Origin of the sequence: Streptomyces sp. A0592, assembly GCF_004795115.1 — a bacterium.
Classification (GTDB): Bacteria; Actinomycetota; Actinomycetes; order Streptomycetales; family Streptomycetaceae; genus Streptomyces; species Streptomyces erythrochromogenes.
This window is the reverse complement of the sequence record NZ_SSBM01000003.1, coordinates 395,395-412,960: the sequence shown is the minus strand read 5'-3', so window position 1 is coordinate 412,960 and position 17,566 is coordinate 395,395. Positions and strand designations below refer to the sequence as shown.

18 protein-coding genes are annotated in these 17,566 nt (G+C 72.3%); 10 read left to right on the top strand and 8 right to left on the bottom strand.

All coding sequences use genetic code 11. The features are described from left to right. Positions 1–26 precede the first annotated feature (26 nt). Positions 27–365 (top strand): DUF2516 family protein, encoded by a 339-nt coding sequence (locus E6U81_RS07290; RefSeq protein ID WP_136229239.1) that lies wholly within the window; start codon positions 27–29, stop codon positions 363–365. A gap of 23 nt (positions 366–388) precedes the next feature. Here E6U81_RS07290 and E6U81_RS07285 read toward each other — a convergent pair whose 3' ends face one another. The 3 genes from E6U81_RS07285 to E6U81_RS07275 form a co-directional block, all read right to left on the bottom strand. Beyond that, entirely contained in the window at positions 389–1,765 is a 1,377-nt protein-coding gene (locus tag E6U81_RS07285; RefSeq protein WP_136229238.1) for a fused response regulator/phosphatase, read from the bottom strand. Between the two features lie 545 nt (positions 1,766–2,310). Continuing rightward, positions 2,311–3,420, bottom strand: a complete 1,110-nt coding sequence (locus tag E6U81_RS07280; protein WP_136229237.1) for a C40 family peptidase — start codon at positions 3,418–3,420, stop codon at positions 2,311–2,313. A 209-nt stretch (positions 3,421–3,629) separates the two neighbouring features. After that, positions 3,630–4,457, bottom strand: coding sequence for a class I SAM-dependent methyltransferase (locus E6U81_RS07275; protein ID WP_136229236.1), 828 nt, complete (start codon positions 4,455–4,457; stop codon positions 3,630–3,632). A gap of 414 nt (positions 4,458–4,871) precedes the next feature. On the opposite strand from E6U81_RS07275, the gene mshA reads away from it, so the two are divergent. Further along, the gene (mshA, locus tag E6U81_RS07270; protein ID WP_168714580.1) at positions 4,872–6,170 is read left to right on the top strand and encodes a D-inositol-3-phosphate glycosyltransferase; all 1,299 of its coding nucleotides are present in this window, start codon (positions 4,872–4,874) and stop codon (positions 6,168–6,170) included. After that, entirely contained in the window at positions 6,163–6,687 is a 525-nt protein-coding gene (locus tag E6U81_RS07265) for a YbjN domain-containing protein (protein ID WP_136229234.1), read from the top strand. Before mshA ends, E6U81_RS07265 begins: the two co-directional genes overlap by 8 nt. A 152-nt stretch (positions 6,688–6,839) precedes the next feature. Here E6U81_RS07265 and E6U81_RS07260 read toward each other — a convergent pair whose 3' ends face one another. Then, entirely contained in the window at positions 6,840–8,201 is a 1,362-nt protein-coding gene (locus tag E6U81_RS07260) for an MFS transporter (protein WP_136229233.1), read from the bottom strand. Between the two features lie 153 nt (positions 8,202–8,354). Here E6U81_RS07260 and E6U81_RS07255 point away from each other — a divergent pair, with 153 nt between their 5' ends. Beyond that, complete coding sequence (locus tag E6U81_RS07255; protein WP_136229232.1) at positions 8,355–9,113, top strand: phosphoglyceromutase; 759 nt, start codon at positions 8,355–8,357, stop codon at positions 9,111–9,113. Between the two features lie 132 nt (positions 9,114–9,245). On the opposite strand, the gene E6U81_RS07250 is transcribed toward E6U81_RS07255, so the two are convergent. Further along, on the bottom strand, positions 9,246–9,851 hold the full coding sequence (locus E6U81_RS07250) for a DUF2867 domain-containing protein (RefSeq protein ID WP_136229231.1): 606 nt from the start codon (positions 9,849–9,851) through the stop codon (positions 9,246–9,248). 95 nt (positions 9,852–9,946) lie between these two features. On the opposite strand from E6U81_RS07250, the gene E6U81_RS07245 reads away from it, so the two are divergent. Beyond that, on the top strand, positions 9,947–10,507 hold the full coding sequence (locus E6U81_RS07245) for a TetR/AcrR family transcriptional regulator (RefSeq protein ID WP_136229230.1): 561 nt from the start codon (positions 9,947–9,949) through the stop codon (positions 10,505–10,507). Between the two features lie 160 nt (positions 10,508–10,667). On the opposite strand, the gene E6U81_RS39690 is transcribed toward E6U81_RS07245, so the two are convergent. Further along, complete coding sequence (locus E6U81_RS39690; protein WP_167344738.1) at positions 10,668–10,817, bottom strand: hypothetical protein; 150 nt, start codon at positions 10,815–10,817, stop codon at positions 10,668–10,670. Between the two features lie 150 nt (positions 10,818–10,967). Then, positions 10,968–11,645, bottom strand: coding sequence for a phosphate signaling complex protein PhoU (gene phoU / locus E6U81_RS07240; protein WP_030009600.1), 678 nt, complete (start codon positions 11,643–11,645; stop codon positions 10,968–10,970). A gap of 216 nt (positions 11,646–11,861) precedes the next feature. Between phoU and E6U81_RS07235 the strand changes: the two genes are divergently transcribed. Together E6U81_RS07235 and E6U81_RS07230 are read left to right on the top strand one after the other, a co-directional pair. Next, positions 11,862–13,061 (top strand): ATP-binding protein, encoded by a 1,200-nt coding sequence (locus tag E6U81_RS07235; RefSeq protein WP_136229229.1) that lies wholly within the window; start codon positions 11,862–11,864, stop codon positions 13,059–13,061. Positions 13,062–13,102: 41 nt separating this feature from the next. Beyond that, complete coding sequence (locus tag E6U81_RS07230) at positions 13,103–13,783, top strand: response regulator transcription factor (RefSeq protein ID WP_030387286.1); 681 nt, start codon at positions 13,103–13,105, stop codon at positions 13,781–13,783. Positions 13,784–14,087: 304 nt separating this feature from the next. Here the strand turns inward: E6U81_RS07230 and E6U81_RS07225 are convergent, their stop codons facing one another. Then, positions 14,088–14,777, bottom strand: coding sequence for a DUF461 domain-containing protein (locus tag E6U81_RS07225; protein WP_136229228.1), 690 nt, complete (start codon positions 14,775–14,777; stop codon positions 14,088–14,090). A 626-nt stretch (positions 14,778–15,403) separates the two neighbouring features. On the opposite strand from E6U81_RS07225, the gene E6U81_RS07215 reads away from it, so the two are divergent. The 3 genes from E6U81_RS07215 (at position 15,404) to ispF (ending at position 17,479) form a co-directional block, all read left to right on the top strand. Further along, positions 15,404–15,886 (top strand): CarD family transcriptional regulator, encoded by a 483-nt coding sequence (locus tag E6U81_RS07215; protein ID WP_003953493.1) that lies wholly within the window; start codon positions 15,404–15,406, stop codon positions 15,884–15,886. A 317-nt stretch (positions 15,887–16,203) separates the two neighbouring features. Beyond that, the gene (ispD, locus tag E6U81_RS07210; RefSeq protein ID WP_136229227.1) at positions 16,204–16,950 is read left to right on the top strand and encodes a 2-C-methyl-D-erythritol 4-phosphate cytidylyltransferase; all 747 of its coding nucleotides are present in this window, start codon (positions 16,204–16,206) and stop codon (positions 16,948–16,950) included. Beyond that, on the top strand, positions 16,940–17,479 hold the full coding sequence (ispF, locus tag E6U81_RS07205) for a 2-C-methyl-D-erythritol 2,4-cyclodiphosphate synthase (protein WP_136229226.1): 540 nt from the start codon (positions 16,940–16,942) through the stop codon (positions 17,477–17,479). Before ispD ends, ispF begins: the two co-directional genes overlap by 11 nt. The last annotated feature ends 87 nt before the right edge of the window (positions 17,480–17,566 follow it).

Below are 17,566 nucleotides of genomic sequence, written 5' to 3'. Positions count from 1 at the left end.
GGAAGCATGAGAAGGCGGTCGAAGCGATGTTGATGGACGGGTTCGATCGAGGGGTGGTCCCGCTGCTCGGGCTCGCCATGCTGGTGCTCGCGGTGGTGGCCTTCGGGTTCGCGCTGCTGGCCCGTGACGACGCGTACCGTGCGGCCGACAAGCAGAGCAAGACCTTCTGGCTGGTCATCCTCGGCATCACCGTGCTCGTGGACGCCTTCCTGGGGATGCTCTTCCTCCAGATCGCGGGCCTGGTGGCGACCATCGTGTTCTTCGTGGACGTACGGCCCGCCCTCAAGCAGGTCTCGGGCGGCGGCCGCCGCAAGGGCGGCAGCAGCAGCGACGGGCCGTACGGCCCCTACAACGGCGGCCGGTAGCCGCTCCTCGTCCGGGGGCCGGCTCAGCCTTCGGCGCGGGAGAGCAGGACCACGGCCACGTCGTCGGTGAGCTCGCCGCCGTTGAGACGGCGGGCCTCGGTGACGGAGGCCTCCAGCAGCCCTTCGCCGCTCAGGCCGCGGTCCAGGTGGCGGTTGATCATCTCGACCATGCCGTCCTGGCCCAGGCGTTCCTTGCCCTCACCGATCCGCCCCTCGATGAGGCCGTCGGTGTAGAGCATCAGGCTCCAGGTGCCGCCGAGCTCGACCTGCCGGCGCGGCCAGCGGGCCCGGGGCAGCAGCCCGAGGGCCGGGCCGCTGTTCTCGTACGGGAGGAGCTGCGCGCGGCGGCCCGGACGGGAGATCAGCGGGGCCGGATGGCCGGCCAGGCACAGGCCCGCGCGGCGGCCGTCCGGGGCGATGTCGACGGTGCACAGCGTCGCGAATATCTCCTCGCAGGGGCGCTCCACCTCCAGCACCTCCTGAAGGGTGGCCAGCAGGTCGTCGCCGCACAGCCCGGCCAGGGTCAGGGCGCGCCAGGCGATGCGGAGCTCTACGCCGAGGGCGGCTTCGTCCGGGCCGTGGCCGCAGACGTCTCCGATCATGGCGTGGACGGTGCCGTCGGGGGTGCGGACGGTGTCGTAGAAGTCGCCGCCGAGGAGGGCCCGGCTGCGGCCGGGGCGGTAGCGGGCGGCGAAGCGCAGATCGGAGCCCTCAAGGAGAGGGGTGGGGAGCAGGCCGCGCTCCAGGCGGGCGTTCTCCTGGGCGCGCAGTTTCGATTCTGCAAGCTTGTACTGGGCGATGTCGGCCCGTTTTCTCTCCACGGCGTAGCGGATGGCGCGGCTCAGCAGGCGGCCGTCCAGCTCGTCCCGGAAGAGGAAGTCCTGGGCCCCGACGCGGACGGCCTCGGCGGCGCGCTCGGCGTCGTCCTCGTCGGTGAGGACGAGGACGGCGTGGCGGGGCGCGAGGCGCAGCACCTGGTGGAGGACGGCGAGCTGCTGGTCCAGCGTGGCGGTGGTCGTGGCTCCGCCGCCGACACGGGTGCCGCTCCCGCTCCCGTTTCCGCTCCCGTTTCCGGTTCCGTTTCCGGTTCCGTTTCCGCTTCCGGTGAGGGACAGGTCGAGCAGGATGCAGTGCACGTCGGGGGTGAGCAGCCGCTCGGCCTCGGTGAGGTTGCGGGCGGTGCGGAGCCGGATGCGGTGGCCGTCGGCGTCGAGGATCTCGGGGACGGTGAGCCCGCCTGCGGGGTCGTCCTCGATGACCAGGAGGGTCAGGGCGGTGGTCTGAGGGGTCGCCTGCGCGACACCGGCGCCGAGGGAGGCGGGCGGTGCGGCGGTGTGCAGAACGGCCTGACCGCTCTCCGTGGCGGGGGTGTCCCTCTGCCGCGGTACGGGTACGGGCATCGTTTCCGGTTCCTTCCCTCCCCCCGAGGGTGCGCTCCGGCAGACCCTAGCGGTCCCGGCCCCGCGAACGGAATGCCGTTCTTGGCGGGGGCCTCCGTCATATGCCGTCATCACGGGGGAAAATCGGCCTCACTGATGACAAAGGTCACGGCGGGGCCGCGTTCCGTCCCGTCTACCGAGACGTCGCCCACCCCCACCGGGTTGCCTCGCCCCACCACCCGTTGTCCCCGGCCCGCGCCGGGACCGCCGTCCGGCCGCCGGCGGCCCATGCGGGAGGCCGACGGCCTGTCGGCGGCCGCCTGCGGGGCCGGTACGGCCCGTGGCCCGGGCTCGGCCGGCGGCTCAGGGCCGGGCATCCTGTGGGCGCCGACCTGCGGTCATGGGCAACCGGGGGCGCCGTACGGACCGAGGCTTCGGGCGGGCCCGGTGAACGGGATCCGGCCCCCGGGTCGGGCACCGCCGGGTCGCGCCCGGCCCGGCGTACGGCCGGCGGCGGCTGCGGGCGGGGCCGTGGTCCCGGGATCGGCCGCCCCGCCCGGGAGGGGTCAGGCGTCCGGGCGGACTACCGCCTTGATCGGCATGGAGCCCGCGCCCGCCATCGTCACGTTGCGGCCGGGGCGCGGGGCGTGGACCATCGCGCCGTCGCCCACGTACATGCCGACGTGGCTCGCGTCGTCGAAGTAGATGATCAGGTCGCCCGGACGCATGTCCTTGACCGCGATCTTCGGCAGCAGCCGCAGCTGCTCCTGCGAGGTGCGCGGGATGCCCCGGCCCGCCGCGCGCCAGGCCTGGGAGGTGAGTCCGGAGCAGTCGAAGGAGTCGGGGCCCACGGCGCCCCACTTGTACGGCTTCCCCATCTGGGCCGTGGCGAACTGGACGGCCCGCTTGCCGGCGTCCGTCGCCTTGCCGTTGACGTCCTTCATCGCGCCCGTGGACAGCCACGCCGTCTGCGCGCGGTACTGGGCTTCCTGCTCCAGCTGGATCAGCCGGGCCTTCTCCTCGGCCTCCAGCTTGCTCTCCAGCTCCTCCGCGGCCTTGATCTTCTCCTCGATCTGCTTCTTGGACTCCTCCTGCTTGACCCGGTTGGCCTCCAGCTTCTGCCAGCGCTCGCTCGCCTCTTCCGCGTAGCGCTGCAAGTCCGTCTGGGTGCGGTCCAGTTCGCTCAGGAGGTCCGAGGCGGCCTTCTCGCCCTGGCGCAACCGGTCCGCCCCGTCGAGGAACTGGTTCGGGTCGTCGCTCAACGCCAGCCGTGCGCCGGGCGGCAGGCCGCCCGCGCGGTACTGCGCACGGGCCGCTGCGCCGGCGCGGCTCTTCAGCGTGGCGATCCGCTCCTTGCCGGCGACGATCAGGTTGGCGATCTCGACGATCTTGTCCGACTGGGCCTTGGTCTCGACCTCGGCGAGGTTGAAGGCGTCCGTCGCGGTGCCCGCCTGCCGGTAGAGCTCCTCGATGTCCTTGCGGACCTGCTCCAGGGACTTGCCGCCCGGCCCCGGCGCGGGCGCGGGAGCCCCCGGTACGGCCGGTGCCGGGGCCGGAGCCCCCGGTGCGGCCGGCGCCGCGTACGCCGTGCCCGTCGTGAGGCCCGCCGTCAGCACCGCCATCGCACACAGCAGCACGAGAGAGCTTGCGCCTCGTCGTCGCCTTACCGACCCCATGGTCCCCCCAGGCACCCGAGCCAGACCTGACATCAGATCTGACTATTCATCAGTAACTTCGCACTGCCATCGGGATGGTGCCACGAGTCGATGAATTCCGACACCCTTGCGGATGCCATTTCGATCTTGTCTGCCCCAACGGACCCCGAGCCCTGCCCCTCACGGATCAAACGGGGCACACCCGCCCCCGGTTCCCCACCGCGCCGCATTCACCCCACCGGGCGCAACGCCTCCCAGCGCAGGGTCAGTTCCCCCTGCCGCCACCGTCCCGTTCCGTCGGCCAGGGGCCAGTCGGCGGACAGCGCCCGCGCCGTCCGGATCCAGCGCTGCCGCGCCCCGTACGAGGCGTACGGGGCAGCCGCCGCCCAGGCCCGGTCGAAGTCGCGCAGGAACGCGTGCACCGGCTCGCCCGGCACGTTCCGGTGGATCAGCGCCTTCGGCAGCCGCTCCGCCAGGTCGGAGGGACGTTCCAGCGAGCCCAGCCGCGTCGCGAACGTCACCGTGCGCGGGCCCTCCGGCCCCAGCGCCACCCACACGTGCCGCCGCCCGATCTCGTCGCAGGTCCCCTCCACCAGCAGCCCGCCCGGCGCCAGCCGCGCGCACAGCCGCGCCCAGACCTCCGCGACCTGCTCCTCGTCGTACTGGCGCAGTACGTTCGCGGCGCGGATCAGCATCGCCCGCTCCCCGCCCTCCAGCGGCACCTCGAAGCCGCCGTGCCGGAAGCTGAGCCCCTCGCACTCGTACGGCTTCGCCCCCGCCACCCGCGCCGGCTCGATCTCGATGCCGACCACCCGCACCCGCGGCGCCGCGCCCCGCAGCCGCGCCAGCAGCTCGACCGCGGTCCAGGGAGCGGCCCCGTAGCCGAGGTCCACCGCCACCGGATCCCCCGCACGCCGCAATGCGGGCCCGTGGGTGGCCGCGATCCAGCGGTCCATCCGGCGCAACCGGTTCGGGTTCGTCGTCCCGCGCGTCACCGAGCCCACAGGACGGCCGGAGGCACGTCCGGGTGACGGTGGAGGGGTGCTGCGGGAGGCCATGAGCCGAGGGTAAGCGGAGGGCCCGCACCCCATGAAAACCGCCCGGCGCCGCAAGGAAGCCGAAGAAGCCCGAGGGGAACGCCGGCGGGAACGCCAAGGGAGCCCCGAGGGAGCCCCGAGGGAGTCCCAAGGCAGCTCCAAGGCAGCTCCAAGGCAGCTCCAAGAAAAACGAGGAACCCGGAGGAAATGCGGATCCCCCGGAATGCGGGGGACGGCCATCCGGGTTGCACTCCTTGCAGGGCGCCCTACGCGCCCCCGCAGTCATGCCGTCCGTCATGTCGTCCGAGCGTCGCGCGCGCACCGTCCGAGCCGAGAGGAAGCGCTTCCTTGAGCCAGTACGTGTCCCGCCTCGGCGGCAGTCTCAGCGGGCGCCTCGCGGCCGCCCGCGCCGCCACCCGCCACGAGCCGCCCCGGCTGCGCCTGCCGGCCGTCGGCCACCACCGCAAACCGCGCCGCGTGGCCATGCTCAGCGTGCACACCTCACCGCTGCACCAGCCCGGGACCGGCGACGCCGGCGGGATGAACGTCTACATCGTGGAGCTGGCCAGGCGGCTCGCCGCGATCAACATCGAGGTCGAGGTCTTCACCCGGGCCACCACGGGCGGGCTGCCGCCCGTGGTGGAGCTGGCTCCCGGCGTCCTCGTGCGGCACGTGGACGCCGGCCCGTACGAGGGCCTCGCCAAGGAGGAGCTCCCGGCCCAGCTGTGCGCCTTCACCCACGGCGTGATGCAGGCCTGGGCCGGCCACCGCCCCGGCTACTACGACCTCGTCCACTCCCACTACTGGCTCTCCGGGCACGTGGGCTGGCTCGCCGCCCAGCGCTGGGGCGTGCCCCTCGTGCACGCCATGCACACCATGGCCAAGGTCAAGAACGCGGCACTGGCCGAGGGGGACACCCCCGAGCCGGCCGCCCGTGTCATAGGCGAGACGCAGATCGTCTCCGCCGCCGACCGGCTCATCGCCAACACCGCCGAAGAGGCCGACGAGCTCGTGCGGCACTACGAGGCCGACCCCGCCAAGGTGGCCGTCGTCCACCCCGGCGTGAACCTCGAACGCTTCACCGTCGGCGACGGCCGGGCCGCCGCCCGCGCCCGCCTCGGGCTCCCGCAGGACGCCGTCATCCCCCTCTTCGCCGGGCGCATCCAGCCCCTGAAGGCCCCCGACATCCTGCTGCGCGCCGTCGCCGTCCTGGTCGACCGGGACCCCTCACTGCGCCGCCGCCTCTTCGTCCCCGTCGTCGGCGGCCCCAGCGGCAGCGGCCTCGCCAAGCCCGAGGGCCTGCAGAAGCTCGCCGCCAAGCTGGGCATCGCCGACCTCGTGCACTTCCACCCGCCGGTCTCCCAGGACGGGCTCGCGGACTGGTTCCGGGCGGCGTCCGTGCTGGTCATGCCCTCCTACAGCGAGTCCTTCGGGCTCGTCGCGATAGAGGCCCAGGCCGCCGGCACCCCGGTACTGGCCGCCGAGGTCGGAGGGCTGCCCGTCGCCGTCAACGACGGCGTCACGGGGATCCTCGTACCCGGGCACGAACCGGCGGACTACGCACGCCAACTGCGCCGCTTCGTCGACGAGCCCGGGCTCGCCGACCGGATGGGGGCCGAGGCGGCCCGGCACGCGCAGTTCTTCGGCTGGGACACCGCGGCGAGCGGCACGGCCGACGTCTACACGGCGGCGATGCACGATCATCGCCGTCGCGTACGCTCCCACCATGGCTGACACCGCCGAGATCATCGAGAGCGCCCTCGCCGCCGCGGAACTGGGCTGGGAGAGCCCGCAGCCGGGGACGTACGTCGTCCAGCTCCCCGGCACCCGCAAGCTGAGCACCACTTGCTCGCTGAAGATCGGCCGGCACTCGCTGTCGGTCAACGCCTTCGTGATCCGCCACCCCGACGAGAACGAGGCGGGCGTCCACCGCTGGCTGCTGGAGCGCAACCTCAAGCTGTACGGGATGGCGTACGCGGTCGACCGGCTCGGCGACATCTACCTGACGGCTCGCCTGCCGCTGTCGGTCGTCACCCCGGAGGAGCTGGACCGGCTGCTCGGCACGGTGCTGGAGGCCGCGGACGGCTCGTTCAACACGCTGCTGGAGCTGGGCTTCGCGAGCGCGATCCGGCGCGAGTACGAATGGCGGGTCTCCCGCGGCGAGCCGACCTTCAACCTGGACGCCTTCAAGCACCTGACGCGGCCGCAGGGCGAACCGGCCGCCGGGCCCGGCGGCACTCCGACCGGCTGACGCACCGCACCGCACCGCACCGTGACGGGATGAGCGGGACCACGGCCGGAGCACTCGTGCACGCCTGGTTCGCCCTGGCGCCGCCCGGCCCGGCCCCGGCCTGTGCCCGGCCCGGCTCGGGGCTCCGGCAGGCGACCTGCGGCCCCGGGTGGTCAGTTCGTCGCGACCGGGCCCGGGGTGGGGAGCGACTCGGGCGGAACCGGTGCGGTGGGCAGCGGCTGGCCCGCCTTCGGTTCGCCGCCGCCTGCCGCCGCCGGGGTCGTCTCCCTCCCACCCTCGGAGAGCCCCCGCATGAGCAGCCAGTAGCCGACCGCCGCCACCGTGCCGAGCACGCCGGTGGTCGCCCACAGCCAGTCCGCGCCCCACCGGTCGATCATGAAGCCGGCCATCAGCGGCGCCACCAGCGCGGCCACCGCCCAGGACATCGTGTAGACGCCCTGGTAGCGCCCGCGCCCGTGCACCGGCGAGAGCCGTACGACCAGGCCCATCTGGGTCGGTGAGTTGACGATCTCGGCGAGGGTCCACACGCACACCGTCAGCGCGTACGCCCACACCGGTCCGGCGAAGGCCGTCAGCGCGAAGCCGTAGCCGGCCAGCAGCGCCGAGACCACCAGCAGCTTCTGCGGGTCGCGGTGCTCGATGAGGCGGGTGACGGGGATCTGCAGGACGACGATCAGGAAGCCGTTCACGGCGATCACGAGCCCGTAGTCCCCGGGCGAGAACCCGGCGGAGCCCATCGCGACCGGCAGGCCGACCGACCCCTGCGTAAAGATCAGCGAGATCAGGAACGACAGGCCGACCACGCCCATGAACCGCCCGTCCCGCAGCACGGACCCGAGCCCGATCTCCGGCTCCCCGCCGCTCTTGTCCGAGGACGCGCCGGGCCCGCCGCCGGCGCCGGATCCGTCGGCCCCGCGCTGCGGCCGGGACTCGGGCAGCTTGACGTACACGAGCACGGCGCAGGCCAGCGTGAGGGCCGCTTCGCCCAGGAAGCCGGCCAGGTAGCTGTACTCGGCGATCAGGCCGGCCGCGGCCGCGCTGACGCCGAAGCCGAGGTTGATGGCCCAGTAGTTGAGCGCGAAGGCCCGCACGCGGTCCTCGGGACGGACGATGTCCGCCATCATCGCCGCGACCGCCGGGCGGGAGGCGTTCGAGGTCATGCCGACCAGCAGGGCCACCGCCGCGATCGCCGCCGGGTGTTCCATGAAGCCCAGCAGCGCCACCGAGAAGGCGGTCGAGGCCTGGGCCGCCAGCAGCGTGGGGCGCCGCCCCAGCCGGTCGGTCATCACGCCCGCGACGAGCGAGGAGATCACGCCGCCCAGTCCGTGCAGGGCGACCACGAGTCCCGCGAAGGAGGCCGAGTACCCCCGGTCCAGGGTCAGGTACAAGGTCATGAAGGTCGCGACGAAAGCGCCGAGCCGGTTCACCAGGGTGCTCGTCCAGAGCCACCAGAACGCTCGGGGCAGACCCGAGACGCTCTCCCGGGCGGCCCGTCTCAGACTGGCAGCGGACATACCTGATCCCCCCGAGGGTGTAAGCGTCGCTATGGCGAGGTGCACATTGCGAGGGCGGGGGCTCGGGGCGCCAGTCAATTGACCGGGACCGTCAATCGTCGCCCGCCCCACACCGCGCGCGAGCGCGCCCGCGCGTCCACTAGGCTCGTACGCATGGCCGACGCACCGTACAAGCTGATCCTCCTCCGCCACGGCGAGAGCGAATGGAACGCGAAGAACCTGTTCACCGGCTGGGTGGACGTCAACCTCACCGAGAAGGGCGAGAAGGAGGCGGTCCGCGGCGGTGAGCTGCTCAAGGACGCCGGCCTGCTGCCCGACGTTCTGCACACCTCCCTCCAGAAGCGCGCCATCCGCACCGCGCAGCTCGCGCTCGAGTCCGCGGACCGCCACTGGATCCCGGTGCACCGCTCCTGGCGCCTGAACGAGCGCCACTACGGCGCGCTGCAGGGCAAGGACAAGGCACAGACCCTCGCGGAGTTCGGCGAGGAGCAGTTCATGCTGTGGCGCCGCTCCTACGACACCCCGCCGCCGGTGCTCGAGGACGGTACGGAGTTCTCGCAGTCCGAGGACCCGCGCTACGCGTCGATCCCGAACGAGCTGCGTCCGCGCACCGAGTGCCTCAAGGACGTCGTCGAGCGCATGCTGCCGTACTGGTACGACGGCATCGTCCCGGACCTGCTCGCGGGCCGCACGGTCCTGGTGGCCGCCCACGGCAACTCGCTGCGCGGTCTGGTCAAGCACCTCGACGGCATCTCGGACGCCGACATCACGGGCCTGAACATCCCGACCGGCATCCCGCTCGTCTACGAGCTGGACGAGAACTTCAAGCCCCTCAACCCGGGCGGCACCTACCTCGACCCGGCCGCGGCCGCGGCCGCCATCGAGGCCGTCAAGAACCAGGGCAAGAAGTAACCCTGACGTACGAGAAAGCTCCTGACCTGCGCGTGCGGTGCGGGTCGGGAGCTTTCGTCTGCCCGGTGCCGGTGCCGGTGCCGGTGCCGGTCCCGGTCCTGGTGTGGTCCGACCGGTCGGATTCGCGGGTGGTCAGTTCGGGGTGGGCGGCGCGGGCGTCGGCGCGGTCTTCTGCCACTCCGCGCCGATCGAGCGGATGAGGGCCGGGTAGACGCCCAGGTAGCGGAAGGGCTTGATGGCCAGCATGTAGGCCGCGCCCAGGAGGCCGTTGGGCTTCACCAGGACGGTCATCTGGCCGTGGTGGCCGCCGTTCGCGTCCTGGACCCAGCCGATGTGCAGCACCCCGTGCATCGTCTTGTTCGCCGTCTCCGCCGCCCACTCGTCGTGCGTCTGGTAGACGGACGTGAACGGCAGCGACGGGAGGTCGGGTCCGCGGTCGCCCGCGCGGAGGTCCGCCGGCAGCCGGTCGCGGAGCGTCGGCACCCGGGAGCGGAGCCCGTCGGCGGGCGCGTCCCAGCCGAGCAGCGCGCCCAGCTTCCACCGGATCGCGAAGAGCGCGCGCCCCACGCGGGAGGGGACGGGGTCCCCCGTGTCCCGCGCGAACTGGCGTACCAGTCGCGCGAGGTCGTCCGGACCGCCCGGGGTCGGGAGCGCCCACACGTCCTCGACCCGGAAGTCGGCGGCGATCTCGTGGATCCGCCACGGACGGGAGGTGTGCGCGGTTCTGGGGAGTCTCATGAGCAAGCCCCTGTCTATACGATGCCGTATAGATCGAGGCTAGCACTCACCTATACGGCACCGTATAGACGGAGGTGCGTGAGGAGGGACACACCATGGGCGCGACCCGCACACCGCGCGGCAAGTGGATCGAGGAAGGGCTGCGGGCGCTGGCCGCCGGCGGTCCGGAGGCCGTCCGCGTCGAGGTGCTCGCGCAGGCGCTCGGCGTCAGCAAGGGCGGCTTCTACGGATACTTCGGCAGCCGGGGCGCACTGCTCGCCGAGATGCTCGACACCTGGGAGCGCGAGGTCTCCGAGGCGGTGATCGAGCTGGTCGAGAGCGGCGGGGGAGACGCCAGGGCCAGGCTGGAGCGGCTGTTCACGATCGTCGCCTCCTACGAGGAGGGGCCGGTGGTCGGTGTCGACGCCGACCTGGCCATCCGCGACTGGGCCCGGCGCGACGAGACCGTCGCCGCGCGGCTGCGCCGCGCGGACAGCCGGCGCATGGAGTACCTGCGCTCCCTGTTCCGCGCCTTCTGCGTGGACGAGGACGACGTCGAGGTCCGCTCCCTGATCACCTTCTCGCTGCGGATCGGCTCCCACTTCATCGCCGCCGACCACGGCGGTCGCAGCCGTGCGGAGGTCATGGAGCTGACCCGGAAATGGCTCTTGAGGTGAGGCTGCGGGCCGTCCGGTCCGCGCTCCCCGCTCCCGGGTGCCCGCTCCGCGCCCTGCGGAGAAAGGCCCCCCGCCTGCGGGATGTCCGCGGGCAGGGGGCCTCTCGTCGCACCGGGTGCGGTGACGTGCGGCAGCGGGGTGGCGAACCGGGTGGCCCCGGTCAGCCGCCGCACTGGCAGGGGGCACCGGACTGGCAGCCGCAGCCGCAGCCGGAGCCGCAGCCACAGGCCGCGAGCAACGGGAGCCGCAGCGGCTCGGGCCTCGGCGGCTGCTCCTGCTCCGGGGTGATGGGGACGGGGGAATCGGGCATGGTTCCTCCTCGGCAAGGCGGTGCCCCGCGGCATACGGGACTTCGTGCGACTGACCGCCCTCGCCCTCATTCATGCCCAGCCGCACCGGCGCGTCAACGGCGCACGGGAGCTCGAAGTGGCTCGGCGCCGTCGCACGCCCGCACGCGGCGTCAGACGCCCTCGACCTGGGTGGGCTGCTGGAGGTCGTCCGCGTGCTCACCCGTCACCAGGTAGACCACGCGCTTGGCCACCGACACCGCGTGGTCCGCGAAGCGCTCGTAGTAGCGGCCGAGCAGCGTCACGTCCACCGCCGTCTCGATGCCGTGCTTCCAGCGGTCGTCCATCAGGTGCTGGAACAGCGTCCGGTGCAGCTGGTCCATCTCGTCGTCGTCCTGCTCCAGCTGGAGCGCCAGGTCGACGTCCTTCGTGATGATGACCTCGGCCGCCTTCGCCATCAGGCGCTGCGCGAGCTGCCCCATCTCCAGGATCGTGGCGTGCAGGTCCCGCGGGACGGCACGGTCCGGGAAGCGCAGCCGGGCGAGTTTGGCGACGTGCTGGGCCAGGTCGCCGCTGCGCTCCAGGTCCGCGCTCATGCGCAGCGAGGTCACGACGATGCGCAGATCGGTGGCGACGGGCTGCTGGCGGGCCAGCAGCGCGATGGCACGGGCCTCCAGGTCGTGCTGGAGGTCGTCGACCTTCTGGTCGGCGGCGATGACGCTCTCGGCGAGCTTGAGGTCGGCATCGAGCATGGACGTCGTGGCTCGCCCGATCGCGGAACCGACGAGCCGGGCCATCTCGACCAGGCCTTCTCCGATCGAGTCCAGTTCCTCGTGGTACGCGTCGCGCATGTCTCGTGTCCCTCTCTCGACCTACTGCTGCGGTGATGCCCGGGGCGGGCCGGGGCGGCCTGCTGCCCCACGTTGACACGGTGAGCCGCAAACGCGTCCGACTCCGGCACCACAAGTGAATCAACCCCGTCGCCAGGGTGAACTCTGGGCGACGACTGTTCGAGGTGCCACCCGAACGGCTGTGGAAGTGTCGTCGCGCCTGCTTAACCTGGATCCATGGACGTGAACGCGGCGGTCGCCGCAGCTGCAGCGATCGCCGGTCTTTGCACCGGCGTCATCGCGATGCTGGCGTTCCGCTGGAGCGAGCGCGACCAGGCCCGCCCCACCCGGAGCTCCATGCGCCCCGACATCAACGCGGTGCTGCCGCCCGGCGTGGACACCGTGCTGTCCGTGCTCCGCTCCTCCGCCGTGGTCCTCGACGAGGGCGACGCCGTCGTCAAGGCCTCGTCCGCCGCCTACGCCCTCGGGCTCGTACGCGGCGGCAAGCTGGCCGTGGAGCCCATGCTCCACATGGCCCGCGACACCCGCCGGGACGGGGAGATACGCCAGGTCGAGCTGGACCTGCCCCGCCGCGGCACGGGCCGGGGCGAGGCCCTCGCGGTTTCGGCGCGCGTCGCCCCGCTCGGCTCCCGCCTGGTGCTCCTCCTGGTCGAGGACCTCACCGAGGCCCGCCGCATCGAGGCCGTGCGCCGCGACTTCGTGGCCAACGTGTCCCACGAGCTGAAGACCCCGGTCGGGGCGATCTCCCTGCTGTCCGAGGCCGTCATGGACGCGGCCGACGACCCCGAGGCGGTCACCCGCTTCGCGGGCCGGATGCAGATCGAGTCCACCCGGCTGATCAACCTCGTGCAGGAGCTCATCGACCTCTCCCGGGTGCAGAACGACGAGGCCCTGGAGGACGCCGAGCCCGTACGGGTGGACACGCTGGTGGCGGAGGCCATCGACCGCTGCCGCCACACGGCCACCGCCAAGCAGATCACCATGGCCGCCGGCGGCACCGCCGACCTGCGGGTATGGGGGCACCGGGGCCAGCTGGCGGCCGCCCTCGGCAACCTCGTCGAGAACGCCGTCAACTACAGTCCCGCCCGCACACGCGTCGGTATAGCCGCGCGCCGGGTGACGGCTCCCGGGGGAGACTTGATCGAGATCGCCGTGACCGACCAGGGCATCGGCATCCCGGAGAAGGACCGCGAGCGCGTCTTCGAGCGCTTCTACCGTGTGGACCCGGCCCGCTCCCGCGCCACGGGAGGCACCGGCCTCGGCCTTGCGATCGTGAAGCACGTGGCGGCCTCGCACGGTGGGGAGGTGTCGGTGTGGAGCTCGGAGGGCCAGGGCTCCACTTTCACCCTGCGACTCCCCGAAGCGGCCGCGTCGTCCCCGGCGGCCGCCCCCCGCACCCACCCGACCCCAGCCTGAACCAGAACCGCTCCAGCCATCCCTGCCCCGGAGGTCCTTCCGTGACCCGAGTGCTCGTCGTCGAGGATGAGGAATCCTTCAGCGACGCCCTGTCCTACATGCTCCGCAAGGAGGGCTTCGAGGTCGCCATCGCGGCGACCGGCCCCGACGGGCTCGACGAGTTCGAGCGCAACGGCGCCGACCTCGTCCTCCTCGACCTGATGCTCCCCGGCCTGCCCGGCACCGAGGTCTGCCGGCAGCTGCGGGGCCGCTCCAACGTGCCCGTGATCATGGTGACCGCCAAGGACAGCGAGATCGACAAGGTCGTCGGGCTGGAGATAGGAGCTGACGACTACGTCACCAAGCCCTTCTCCTCGCGGGAGCTGGTCGCCCGCATCCGCGCGGTCCTGCGCCGCCGCGGCGAGCCGGAGGAGGTCACCCCGGCGGCCCTGGAGGCGGGCCCCGTACGGATGGACGTCGACCGCCACGTGGTCACCGTCGCCGGCGGCAAGGTGGACCTCCCGCTGAAGGAGTTCGACCTGCTGGAGATGCTGCTGCGCAACGCGGGCCGCGTGCTGACCCGCATGCAGCTGATCGACCGGGTCTGGGGCGCCGACTACGTCGGCGACACCAAGACCCTCGACGTCCACGTCAAGCGGCTGCGCGCCAAGATCGAGCCGGACCCGGGCGCGCCGCGCTACCTGGTCACGGTTCGCGGTTTGGGCTACAAGTTCGAGCCGTAGGCCGGGATCGAGGCGCTGCCACGGCGGCCGGTCGGAGGCCGGCGCAGCGTGCCGAAGCCGGTGAGGCCCCCCGGGGCCTCGTCGTGCGAGGGGCGCACGTGGGAGGGGTTCGAGCCGGACCCGGGCGCGCCGCGCTACCTGGTCACGGTTCGCGGTTTGGGCTACAAGTTCGAGCCGTAGGCCGGGATCGAGGCGCTGCCACGGCGGCCGGTCGGAGGCCGGCGCAGCGTGGATCCGCACGGGAAGGGCCCCGTCCGCAGCTGCGGACGGGGCCCTTCCCGTGTGCGTACGCGTACGGCGTGCGTCAGTGGCCCGCGGCGTGCGAGGCGGAGCCCGACGGCGACGCGCCCGCGGCGCCCGAGGGGGACCCGGACGGGCTGCCGGAGGCCGCACCCGCCGGGGAGCCGGACGGGGAGCCGGACGGGGAGCCCGACGGCGTGCCCGAGGGGCTGCCGGACGGGCTGCCGGCCGGGGCGGGGGCCGCGGACGGGCCGAAGCCCGCGTACATGCCGACGGCCGGGACCACGAAGGCCTGCAGCTCGACGCCGCCCGTGCTGCTCAGCTGGAAGACGACCTTCTGCACGTCGCCGTTCTTGGCGGCCTCGGAGCCGTTCTCGATCACGGCGGAGGCGTTGTCCTTGCCGCCGAGCACCACGGAGCCGCCGGCCGGCACGGTGATCTTGCCGGCGCCTCCAGCCGGCTTCAGCACGACCTTGCCCTTGCCATCCGCAAGGGTGATGCCGTCAAGCGTCTGTGCCTTGGTCCCGTTGTTGAAGACGGTCGCCGAGACGACGGCCGGGCCCTTCTTGTCCTTCTCGCCCTGGGTGATCACCAGAGCGTTCTGGATCTCGATGTCGCCCTTGGTGGCGGCGGCATTGTCCGGCTTGATCTGGAGAGTCTGCGCGTCGTTGCCCGCACCGCATGCGGCCAGCGAGGCGATCGAGAACACGACGGCAGTGGCGGCGAGGGCGCCGCGTCGAAGGCTGCGGCTCACGGCGGCGGCAACTCCTTGGACGAACGGAACGGAAGGGTGGGCTCTCCCGGCAACCGCTGGGAGGTACCCCCGGAGAGGCCGAGGCGAAGCCGCTCTAAGGGTGTGTCAGCGCGCTTAGGTTACCGAGCCGCCGCCCCGCCCCCGCACCCGACCCTCCGCAGGGGGGCCGCCGCCGTGGGGGTGGTCCTCGATCTTGCATTCCCCCCGGGGTTCACCTTGCCGTTCCCCTCGCCGATCATGTGGCGCTCGCATATCGTGCGACCGCCGTCCGTTGATCAATTCCGGGATTCCCCGAACGCCACTCGGTGATCAATTCCGGATTGGGCCGGAACCGGCTCCCGTACGGGTGCTCGCCAGCCGAACGGAGCAGTTGGGTTTCGCGACTCTCAACCCGGCAAAACGGGACGTACGTCACACTGGTGGGGGTGTGGAGCAGGTGTAGCGTGGCCCTTTCGCCCGGTCCGCGCAGCGCCCCCGACCTGCGAATACCCCCTTCCGGAAGCCTTCCGCAGCACGTTCCTGTTGCTGTTGTCAAGCCCCGAGATGTGCCCTGACCTGCGAAAACGCCATTCATAACAGTCAGTTCTCGTGTTACCCTGGATAGCCACGGAAGGGGTACCTGTCACATGACGTTCAAGGTTGGCGACACCGTGGTCTATCCCCATCACGGGGCCGCGCTGATCGAGGCCATTGAGACTCGCCAGATCAAAGGCGTGGACAAGACCTACTTGGTGCTCAAGGTCGCCCAGGGCGACCTGACGGTTCGTGTGCCTGCGGACAATGCGGAGTTCGTCGGCGTTCGCGACGTAGTCGGCCAGGACGGGCTGGACCGGGTCTTCGAGGTGCTTCGTGCACCGTATGCAGAAGAGCCGACGAACTGGTCCCGGCGCTACAAGGCAAATCTGGAGAAGCTCGCTTCTGGCGATGTCATCAAGGTCGCCGAAGTGGTGCGTGACCTGTGGCGTCGTGAGCGCGAGCGCGGGCTCTCCGCGGGCGAGAAGCGCATGCTCGCGAAGGCGCGCCAGATCCTGGTCAGCGAGCTCGCGCTCGCTGAAAACACGAACGAGGACAAGGCCGAGGCCCTCCTCGACGAGGTTCTCGCGTCCTGACGCGAGGCCCCGTGCACGGTGTGCACAGCTTGCCGCGGTGCCCGATGACAAGGTCCCTCCTCCACGAGAGGCCTGTTGCCGGGCGCTGCGGCATGTCTGTATCCGTGCTATCCGTGCCTGCTGACCGCACCCCTCGCCCACTCGTACCCGTCATCGTGATCCGTACGCGTACTTCCCACTGGCGTGCCGGGTCCGGGCGGCCTGCTCGACCGGTCGTCACGGAAGGGGCGAGGGGCGTCGCACCCGGCACCCTTCAGGCCATACCCATGTCGGCCGAAGTCACAAACCTGGCTCGGAAACCTGGCTCGGAGCTACTGATGTCTGACGAAACGCGCCCCCGCCGCACGGCCGCGGTGATCCCGGCCGCCGGCCGCGGCGTACGCCTCGGTCCCGGCGCGCCCAAGGCCCTGCGGGCCCTCGGCGGCACCCCGATGCTCGTCCACGCCGTCCGCGCGATGGCCCGCTCCCGAGCGGTGTCCGTCGTGGTGGTCGTCGCCCCCGCCGCGGAAGCGGCCGAGGTACGCCTCCTGCTGGGCGAGCACGCGCTGCCCGAGCGCACCGAGGTGCTCGTCGTGCCCGGCGGGGAGACCCGCCAGGAGTCCGTACGGGCCGGCCTGGACGTGCTGCCGCAGGACGTCACCTCCGTACTCATCCACGACGCGGCCCGCCCGCTCGTCCCCGTGGACACCGTGGACGCCGTCGTCGAGGCCGTCCGCGACGGCGCCCGCGCCGTGGTGCCCGCGCTCCCGCTGGCCGACACCGTCAAGGAGGTCGAGCCCGGCAGGCCGGGCGAGCCCGAGCCGGTCGTCGCCACGCCCGAACGGGCCCGGCTGCGCGCCGTGCAGACCCCGCAGGGGTTCGACCTCGCCACGCTCCTGGAGGCGCACGCCGCGATCGCCGTCGCCGGCGAGGGCGCCACCGACGACGCCGGCATGGTGGAGCGCCTCGGCGTCCCCGTCGTGGTGATCCCGGGACACGAAGAGGCCTTCAAGGTCACCCGACCGCTCGACCTGGTCCTCGCAGAGGCCGTACTCGCCCGCAGGAGGGCCAACGATGGGTTCTAGCACCGACGCCCCGCACGCCTCGCACGCCTCGGACGCCTCGCACGTCCCGCTGATCCCGCTCGTCGGGATCGGCACCGACGTGCACGCCTTCGAGACCGGCCGCGAACTGTGGTGCGCCGGCCTGCTCTGGGAGGGGGAGGACGGTCTCGCCGGGCACTCCGACGGCGACGTCGCCGCGCACGCCGCCTGCGACGCCCTCTTCTCGGCCGCCGGAGTCGGCGACCTCGGCGCGCACTTCGGCACCTCCCGCCCCGAGTGGTCCGGCGCCGCCGGCACCACCCTCCTCGCGGAGGCCGCCCGGATCGTGCGCGCGGAGGGCTTCGAGATCGGCAACATCGCCATCCAGGTGATCGGCGTACGCCCGAAGATCGGCAAGCGGCGCGAAGAGGCACAGAAGGCGCTCGCGGCCGCCGCGGGCGCCCCCGTCTCCGTATCGGGCACCACGACCGACGGACTGGGCCTCACCGGCCGGGCCGAGGGCCTCGCCGCGATCGCCACCGCCCTCGTGTACCGGACGAACCGGGCCTGAACGCCCGGGGGGACGGCACATCTTCGGCAACCAAAGCGGCCCCGCGCCCCCAAAGGTCGCGGGGCACTGCTACAGGCGCACTACCCT